1 protein-coding gene is annotated in these 256 nt (G+C 34.8%); it reads left to right on the top strand.

Going from position 1 to position 256, the window contains the following annotated elements; all coding sequences use genetic code 11:
- On the top strand, window positions 1–256 hold a 256-nt coding region (locus HMPREF2647_RS00015; protein ID WP_083319013.1), incomplete at both ends, for a transposase.

Raw genomic sequence — 256 nt, 5'->3', positions numbered from 1 at the left:
GTATAAAGATTATAACATGACTCAACTTACTCTACCATTGGAAACTTCAGTTCTTATCCCCACAAATGATATGTCACGACATGTCAATGATATTGTAGAAACAATTCCTAAAACTGAATTCGATGAATTCAGACATCATCGTGGTGCAACCTCATACCATCCCAAAATGATGTTAAAAGTCATTCTATATGCCTACACACAATCTGTGTTTTCAGGTCGTAAGATAGAAAAATTACTTAATGATAGCATCCGGATG

The sequence above is a fragment of the Staphylococcus sp. HMSC035D11 genome (assembly GCF_001836075.1).
Lineage (GTDB): Bacteria > Bacillota > Bacilli > Staphylococcales > Staphylococcaceae > Staphylococcus > Staphylococcus hominis.
Note: the sequence above shows the minus strand (reverse complement) of the source record. Positions and strands in the feature narration are given on the sequence as shown.